The sequence below is a fragment of the Vibrio sp. vnigr-6D03 genome (assembly GCF_002835515.1).
GTDB classification, from domain to species: Bacteria; Pseudomonadota; Gammaproteobacteria; order Enterobacterales; family Vibrionaceae; genus Vibrio; species Vibrio penaeicida.
In genome coordinates this window covers 1-3419 of record NZ_PIZL01000068.1, presented here as the reverse complement: position 1 = coordinate 3419, position 3419 = coordinate 1, and the positions used below count along the sequence as shown (strand labels likewise).

The following is a 3419-nucleotide window of genomic DNA, read 5'->3' as shown; positions in this document are numbered from 1 at the left end:
GCTACTTAACTGGGCGTTATAACGCAGGAGAGTTATGAGTACACACGACTTATCAAAAATGGGAGTGGCTAGAGTTTCTGTTGAGGAGCTCGAAGGAGTCAATTGTGTGCTTAAGAAAGGGGCATCGGAAGTTGAGATCAATTTCTATCTGTCCGTCGCTCCTAATTTAGTAAGTGTTAACACGCCAGCCTTGCTTAAACTTGATGGTAGTGATTTGTTCATAGAATATATTCCAAATCCTATTACGTTGAAAGAATTGCAATTAAACACTAAAACCTTTGAACAACTAGCAAGTATCCATAGTTCTCAACATGTTCCGTCTCTTCCTGTTAAAAATCACGAATGGACTAATGTAGCTACAGGAAAAACTGTCGATTTATTGTTTCTTTCTAAAAGTGAACATAATGCAATAAAGTCAATTCAGTCGTTATCTCACAGCATATTTGAATACCCAGCGCTAATTTCAGGTGATAGCAATGATGGTAACTGGAGAACTAGAGCGAATGGTGAACTTGTATTATTTGACTGGGAGAGATTTGGTTATGGTAGCCCTGCGATAGATTTAGCACCTTTAGTGAGTGGTTTAGGCACCGTTTCTGAATATGAGTCAATTATTAAAAAATACACCCAACATAGCTCATTACTATCGGAAACTGAGTTAATGAGGCATCTCATAATAGCTAAGTGTTGGATAGTCACAGAGGTTGTTAACATATTAATTGAACGACATAATCCTGACGCTGGAAAATACATAAATTGGTATCGTAAAAATGTCCCCCAGTGGTTAGCATCGGTTGAAAGTGCGTTATAACAAATTGCTCAAGACGGACTGCTAACGCTTGGCACTTTTAGTTCCAATTGGGTTTGTGTTTAAGGTGCGTTGCTTTAGGTTAAGTGTACGTTATCAGCCACTTAGCAAGGCGTTATAGCGCTTTGAAAATTCAAGGTTTGTAAGGTTCTCGAAAGTTGCTGGCTTCAGTGTTTTTGAATGCGATTTATCAACTAGAACCAAGGTGTAAAAGTTGTCGCAAGCCAAGTCGCTGTATGCCTTTTAATCCAATTTGGTTCACCAAGTTCTGAAGCTTGGCTTTCGGTTCATTCTTCTAAATTCTCGACTGAATCTGCGTTTTGGATTTTGTGGTCTGGTTGCAGTAGGTTTTGTTGGTTAAGATAGCCGCCATTGAATGCAAGCTAAGTGCTTCAATGCCAAGTTAGTTTGTTACTTGTTGCTCTACAACAAACGCTTCAAGCGGACTGCCAACGCGTGGCACTTTTGGTTTGCAGAAATTATTGTGTTTAAGGCGCAATGCGGTAGCCGTTGTATTGCATTGGCAGCCACTTAAGCGGGTGTTATGAAGCTACTGTTTAACGTGGTTTTAAAGGTAGGGCGGTTCATCAAAGGCTGCTAGTTCACAACGTAAACTCGGCTAGATATCTTGCTTAAAATCTGTAGTTTCTTTGTTGGTTGCCTATTTGAAATCATCAAAAGGGGTAATATGCCAAGTGACACTGTGCCTCTCAGTAGGTTCGAGCTATGGCAATTACTTTCACCGTAAGTCCATCGTACGGCTCTTCTTTGTTACCTTACTTTTCGCATGCTCTGAAAGTGATTTTTCGGTAATATTTGTGGGTCAGCAGCCGGCGCTTATTTCAGAGGCTAGGATGTTGGCTTTGAGTTTAGTGGCACGGTTTAGCGCCTTTTCATAACAAATTGCTCAAATGGACTTCTAACGTTTGGCAGTTTTGGTTCCAAGTGGTTTTGTGATTAAGGTGCGTTGCTTTAGGTTAGGTGTGCGTTATCAGCCACTTAGCAAGGCGTTAGGCTATAGAGGAGGCGATGGTGACTTGCATAATATGTTTGGGTGAAAATGAAATTACAGATAAAAACCCGCTTACAGACGAGCACATTATTCCTGAATTTATCGGTGGGAATTTAGTTCTAAAAAATGTTTGTAAGATTTGTAACTCATCTCTAGGGGATGGATTTGAAGGTCGTTTGGCAAATAGTTTTTATTTCAAACTAGCTAGGCAGGTAAATGATATAAAAGGTAAGCAAAAAACAGCACCTAATGCATTAACTGGTATATATGAACATGAAACATTGGGAAAAGTTCGTGTAAATGATAAGAACAATGTAGTTATATTTCCAGAGTCAGAGATTACAGATTCTGATGGATACTTGAGTGTTAAGCTTAAAATAGATAAATCAGATTTGAGTAAGGGAAAAAAAGAACTCTCCAAGAAACTTCAAAGGTATTTCAAGTCAAAAGGTAAAACTATAACGAAAACAAAGCTAGCCCTGCTAGTCGATCGGTTTTGGGAAAATGCTTCTATAACTAATGAGGTTATTGAAACTCCAAGAGTAAAAGGAAAGTTTTCTTGGAATTACCACGATCATTCGTTACTACATATGAAAGTAGCCTACGAATTGTTGGTGTATCATTTGGGGAATGAGTACATTAAAGACCCCATCGCAAATTCGATTCGCATCAGTATTAAGAACCAAGAAGTTGACAAAGAAGTTAGTTTCACTTTTCTTGATGACTTTGAACTTAGTCAGTTTATTGATGATCAAAATCATTGGGTTTATATCAATAGGGTGTATTGTGTGGTTAGTATATTCGGTTGTGCTTCATCTATGATCTTTGCTGAACCGGGTTCTGATTTCTCTATAAAAGAGGACTGTCTATACAAATTTGATGTTAGAACAGGCAAGTATACTAAGAAATCTCTGTTCGAGCACTTAAATAGCCTAACAAACGCTTCAAGCTGACTGCCAACGCGTGGCATTTTCAGTTTGCAGCAATTTCAGTGTTTAAGGTGTTATACAGTGACTTTTGTAGTGCGTTGTCAGCAGCTTAAGCGGGCGTTATAGCGCTTTGATAATTTAAGGGTTGTCAGGTTCTCGAAAGTTGCTGGCTTCAGTGTTTTTGAGTTTGACCCCTTAACCGGAATCAAGGTGGAAAATTCTCGCAAGCCAAGTCGTTGTAAGTTTCAAAATTATTCAGCTTCATCAGATTTTGAAGTTTGGTTTCCGGCTAGCTTTCCTAAATTCTCGACTGAATCGGTGTTTTGGGCTTTGTGGTCTGGTTGCAGAAAGTTTTGTTGGCTAAGATGCTGTTCATTGAATGCAAGCTAAGTGCTTCATTGCCAAGCGAGTTTTTTGTTTGTATCGCTCTAACAAACAGTTCAAGCAGACCAAAAACGCGTGGCATTTTTAGTTTGCGTTGAGTTTTGTGTTTAGGGTAGTTTGCAGAAACCGCATTTGTACGTTTTTGGCTACTTAACTGGGCGTTATAGCGCTTTGATAATTCAAGGTTTGTAAGGAATTCGAAAGTTGCTGGCTTCAGTATTTTTGAGTTCGATTCCTCAACCATATCCAAGGTGGAAAACTCTCGCAAGCCAAGTCGTTGTAGGTT

General features: G+C 39.2%; 3 protein-coding genes. 2 read left to right on the top strand and 1 reads right to left on the bottom strand.

What is annotated here, in order from left to right; genetic code table 11:
* The first annotated feature begins 34 nt into the window (after positions 1-34).
* Positions 35-811 (top strand): choline kinase, encoded by a 777-nt coding sequence (locus CW749_RS27970; protein ID WP_101115754.1) that lies wholly within the window; start codon positions 35-37, stop codon positions 809-811.
* Between the two features lie 1026 nt (positions 812-1837).
* Positions 1838-2773 (top strand): HNH endonuclease, encoded by a 936-nt coding sequence (locus CW749_RS27960; protein ID WP_101115753.1) that lies wholly within the window; start codon positions 1838-1840, stop codon positions 2771-2773.
* 274 nt (positions 2774-3047) lie between these two features.
* Here the strand turns inward: CW749_RS27960 and CW749_RS27950 are convergent.
* Positions 3048-3419, bottom strand: a 372-nt coding sequence (locus CW749_RS27950; RefSeq protein ID WP_101115751.1) for a hypothetical protein, incomplete at its 5' end; no start/stop codon positions are given.